This is a genomic window from Mycobacterium sp., assembly GCF_049281135.1.
In the GTDB taxonomy this organism is placed as follows: domain Bacteria; phylum Actinomycetota; class Actinomycetes; order Mycobacteriales; family Mycobacteriaceae; genus Mycobacterium.
The window spans coordinates 1-4,805 of sequence record NZ_JBAPRN010000664.1 but is presented as its reverse complement, the minus strand read 5'-3'; the positions used below and the strand labels follow the sequence as shown (position 1 = coordinate 4,805).

General features: G+C 63.5%; 5 protein-coding genes. 2 read left to right on the top strand and 3 right to left on the bottom strand.

All coding sequences use genetic code 11. The features are described 5' to 3' along the window. From WAN02_RS26675 to WAN02_RS26665, 3 genes are all read right to left on the bottom strand, one after another. The coding region (locus WAN02_RS26675; RefSeq protein ID WP_422268046.1) for an IS110 family transposase at positions 1–522 on the bottom strand (522 nt) is incomplete at its 3' end. Positions 523–933: 411 nt separating this feature from the next. Beyond that, positions 934–2,016: an IS110 family transposase gene (locus WAN02_RS26670; protein WP_422268044.1), complete on the bottom strand. Its 1,083-nt coding sequence runs from the start codon at positions 2,014–2,016 to the stop codon at positions 934–936. A gap of 168 nt (positions 2,017–2,184) precedes the next feature. Further along, the gene (locus tag WAN02_RS26665) at positions 2,185–2,580 is read right to left on the bottom strand and encodes an XRE family transcriptional regulator (protein ID WP_422268042.1); all 396 of its coding nucleotides are present in this window, start codon (positions 2,578–2,580) and stop codon (positions 2,185–2,187) included. A gap of 643 nt (positions 2,581–3,223) precedes the next feature. Here WAN02_RS26665 and WAN02_RS26660 point away from each other — a divergent pair. Both WAN02_RS26660 and WAN02_RS26655 read left to right on the top strand, forming a co-directional pair. After that, positions 3,224–3,517 (top strand): helix-turn-helix domain-containing protein, encoded by a 294-nt coding sequence (locus tag WAN02_RS26660; protein WP_422268040.1) that lies wholly within the window; start codon positions 3,224–3,226, stop codon positions 3,515–3,517. A gap of 484 nt (positions 3,518–4,001) precedes the next feature. Further along, the coding region (locus WAN02_RS26655) for an IS256 family transposase (RefSeq protein WP_422268038.1) at positions 4,002–4,805 on the top strand (804 nt) is incomplete at its 3' end.

Genomic DNA, 4,805 nt, shown 5'->3' with positions numbered 1-4,805 from the left:
GAGCACCGACGAGATCTTGATCTGGGCGTCCTCGAGCAGCTTCTCGGCCCGTTGCTGCTCGCGGGTGCGGTCCTGCACCAGAGCCCGACGGTAGCGGGTCAGGTCGCGTAGCCGACGGATTTCGGGTGGCTGCACCAGCGACGGCCGGCACATGCCACGCTCGGCCACTTTCGCCAGCCAGACCGCATCGGCCCGATCCGTCTTCGCCCGACCCGGCACGTTCTTCACCTCGCGGGCGTTGACCAGCCAGCGGTCAAACCCCTCGGCCTCCAGCAGGTAGAACACGCCCTTCCAGTAGGTGCTGGTGGATTCCATCACCACCCGCTGCACCTGCCAGTGCCGCAACCAGGCCACCATCGCCAACAACTGCGCGGTGGTCGTGCCGTAACCGCGTAGCTCTTGCATTCGCCTACCGGGCCGCTGTGGGTGCGGCACCCGCACACACGCCTCCAAAACGGCTTTGCCCAGATCCAGCGCCGCCACCCGCTCCACTAACAGTTCGACATCGTCGACCTCGTCCATCACGAAAATCCTTCCCACGAAACCGATTACATGAGCGCGGCCGCCCGCAGGAACCGAACAGGGAAAGAAAAGAGTCGGACCCTCGTGCTCATGGCAACAATGCGCAGCCCCACCATCGGCTCCCCGGATCAAACTGATATACGGGCTCACCAGCGCCAAGAATGATCGACCTCGGCGAGCGACCGCACCCGATTTTCCCGCATGCGCGGGCGTCCCCGGAAGGGGACCACACAACTGATATGCGCGGGTTGGTTACCGCAGGACCGGACTTTCGAGTCGGAGTTGGCCGCTGTCTAGCATCGAGCGTAATGATGTTGCTGGGCAACAGGATTGCTCATAGAGCTTTCGCGGGTCACTCCAAGACGCTTGCCGTCGCCACCGATTGTTCTCATCTGGACGAGGGTGGGCTGATCACTCCTGGAGCACGGCCAGTGACCAGCACCAGCCGGCCAGTTCCCTGGCCACGGCCATGTTGGCGACCACGGATCGTTTCCTGCGCAGATCGAAGTCGATCCACCGCTGATGCAGGCGCCGGTTGGCGGCTTGGCCACGGGCCCGAGCGGCCGGGGAAGCCAGCTCCCAGCGGCGCCGCAACATGGTCCCTGGTCGGTACGGGCTGCGGTGATGCCATGCCGCTTCGACCAGCAGTCGCCGCGCGTGTCCGTTGCCGGTCTTGGTCACTGAGCCCTGCACCCGGCTATCGCCCGAGGAGTACTCCGAGGGGACCAGACCCAGATAGGCGCCGATCGTGCGGCCAGTCAACCGATGCCAGTCCCCGATCTCGGTCGCCAGCCCGAACGCCGTCAGCGTCGCGATCCCCCGGATACACCCCAGTCGTTGCACCACCGGGGTGAATTCACTGTCGGCGGCCATCGCCTCGATCGCTGCCTCCAACCGCTCCCGCCGGTCCACGCAGGCTGTCATGGCATCGAATGCGGCATCGTAGGTCAACTGCAACGCGGGGTTGTCGAAGCGCTGCTTGCGCAGCCACAGCTCGTGACGGCCGGTCCAGGTCTTCCCCTCGTAGTAGACGATCCCCTGGCGTAGAAGCAGTTTCGATATCCGGTGTCGCGCGGTCATCAGATCCCCGCGGCAGTCCTCGCGGGCTCGTACCAGATCCCGGGCCGCTTCCTGCTCGGCGGTGGGAATCGCAACCGCGGTGACCTGTCCCAGATGCAGCAGCCGTGCCAGATGCACGGCATCACGGGCATCGGTCTTGACCCGGTCCCCGACCGGACGGATCAACTTCGAGGGCGCAGCGACCTGACACGAAACGCCGGCCGCCTCCAAGGCCCGAGCCAGGAAGAATCCGGTAGGGCCGGCCTCATAGGTCACCGCGACCGGCCCCGGTAAGCCCTCGATCCAACCCACGATCTCACGGTGATCAGGTGTCAAACGACGCTCGACGACCGCACCGGTCTCCCGGTCCAACCCACACGCAACCACCGATCGTGCGTGCACATCCAAACCAACACTCGTACGCTGACCTAACACTGGGGCCTCCTACATCTGTGGCTCTACCGGCCAGGACCACCCTGTCGGCAACCCACGTTCACATGCAGTGAGGCCCCAGCCTCCCCATACGGTCTAGCGGAGTGAAGCCGAGCGGGTCAGCGTAATAGCCGACCCGCCACAGGGTTCGCCCTTGCTCGGGCGCCGCGATCACAACTGGAAGCTGGCGACCTGCCGTGCGGCCCGTACGACCATCGCGAACTCCGCGGTGTCGATCGCCGCACCGAGCACCTCGATCGGCGCGCGATCGTCCAACCGCGTGTTGGTGCCAAACAGCCACGCCCGCGCCGTCTTGTCGTCGTAGGCGTCGACGAGCATCCTGACGACCTTGTAGCCCTCGCGTAACCGGCGCTCGGTCGCGCCGTGAGGTTCCGGGCCGCCATTGCGCGCGTAGCGACCGATTTGTTTGGCGTCAGCCAAGCCCGCCATCGCCGCCGCGACGCGTTGGCCGACAGCCTCTTGCAGATATGCGGCGATCTCGCGGATCGAAAGCGTCGCTGCCTCATCATCCAGCCGCTGCGCCGCAGAGACGGTCAAGACCGGCATATCGCACCTCCATATTGATCTACCCGAGACGTTACCAGATAAGAGCCCGATAACACACCCAAAAGCTACACCGGATAGCACACCAGTCGGTCCGACCTACGGTTCGCGGTTGGAGAGGTTGAAACAGCATGTTCGCAGCAAAAATGCCGCCAACACGCCTCTCACTGGCCACGATTCGACCTCTAAGTTATGAGCTAGCCAGTCGCTGTCTCCCCCGGTACGCGCGGTCTCATAGCTGCAGGCCAGGGACGTTCAGCCATCCGACCTATCTCGCCCAGTCCCGCTTGTTCGCATCGGTTCCGCGGTGTTCCGTGTCCAAATCCGTGGCCAACCCTTGAGCGACAAGGACATTCGCCCCGCCACCTCAGTCGCGGTTTTCATGGGTAACCGCTGTTACCCATCATTTTCAGAGCGGGACGGCCGTCTATTCTCGATCTGGTGGCCGGCCCCAAACGCGGTTAGGTCCGTTGACAGAGTCGGAGTGCCGTGGCCTCAGCGCTTCGCGCACCCGTGTGCGAATTTCGTCAAGAATTTGCCGCGGCTGACTGCGGACTGACGTGGTAATCCGGCGTGGGCCCGTTCACAGCCAATGGATTTCATTGCGAACTCTTACAAAGCGCAGACGCAAGTCAGAGTATGAGTTATGGACGACGACGCGCTCGAGATCAACACGTACTCGCTCTGCGACGTCGCGAAGATGGTTCTCCCTCCGGAGATGACGGATGGTGTGCGCTGGCTATCCTGTCGCTTGAACCGTGGCGAATTGTCGGGGTACCGGGTCGGTCGCACCTGGCGCATGACGCGCGAGGATGTTGAAGACTTGATCGAGCGGCACCGAAAGCATCCTCTACCGCAGGTTGCGCAGGAGCCGCGAACTGATGTGGCTTCTGGCTTAACGCCAACTTCTCGCCTACGGCTGATGCGAAGCGACAAATGATCGATATTCATAGCATCCACTGCGAGCCCGTTGGGTGTTTGCTGCCGTTGAGTCGACCCCAATGTCGTTGATACCTGAGACGCCGACGTTGACGGCCTGTTGATGTCTGCCAGGCAAGGAGAGACAAAGCGCTGCTCAGGGCGGCCTTTTCCAGTGGAGCTGCCGGGAATCGAACCAGGCGCATAAAATGGCGTGACCTGCGGAAATACTAGATTCGACGACGCGAAACGACGCGAAACGACGTCACGCGACCTGGGGCTACGCGAAGGGTGTTGATGACATCAACAGCACCGTGCCTTTGTTGCCGGCGCGCAGCGATGCGGCACAGGTGACTGCCTAAGTTCGCGCAGCGCAATGATCGAAAACTGTGGATGAGCCCGGGTGACGTCGCCTGAAAGTGGGCGTACCTTCCCGGGGATGATCATCACGGAATCAGGTATTCGAGCAAGACCGGCGTTGGCGCGCTGGTTGGGAAGGTGCGCCCATGCTCACGGTAGTTCACGACCAGGAATCATCCAACGACAACGGTGGCGATGGCCGGTCGTTGCTCGATGAGATCGTTCGCGACGGTGCCCGCCAGATGTTGGCTGCCGCGCTGCGGGTCGAAGTCAGCGCCTATGTCGAACAATTCGCTGACCAGGTCGATGAGCACGGCCGGCGCTTGGTGGTCCGCAACGGCTATCACCACGAGCGTGACGTATTGACCGCCGCGGGTGCGGTGCCAGTGGTGGCGCCACGGGTAAACGACCGCCGTGTTGATCCCGATACCGGTGAGCGGCGGCGGTTTTCCTCGGCGATCCTGCCGGCGTGGGCACGCAAGTCCCCGCAGATGAGCGAGGTGTTGCCGCTGCTGTATCTGCACGGGCTCTCGACCAGTGACTTCGGTCCGGCGTTGGAGCAATTCCTCGGGTCGGGGGCCGGATTGTCGGCCACCACGATCACCCGGCTGACCGCGCAGTGGCAGGACGAAGCGAAGGCATTCGGGGCTCGCGACCTCTCGGGCGCCGATTACGTCTATCTGTGGGTTGATGGCATCCACCTCAAGGTCCGCCTCGAGCAGACCAAACTCTGCCTGTTGGTGATGATCGGCGTGCGTGCTGATGGCCGCAAAGAGCTCGTCGCCCTGGCCGATGGGTTCCGGGAATCGACCGAGTCGTGGGCCGATGTGCTGCGCGATTGCCGCCGCCGCGGGATGACGGCCCCGGTCCTGGCGGTTGGGGATGGCGCGCTGGGGTTCTGGAAAGCGATGCGCGAGGTGTTCCCGGCCACCCGTGAGCAGCGGTGCTGG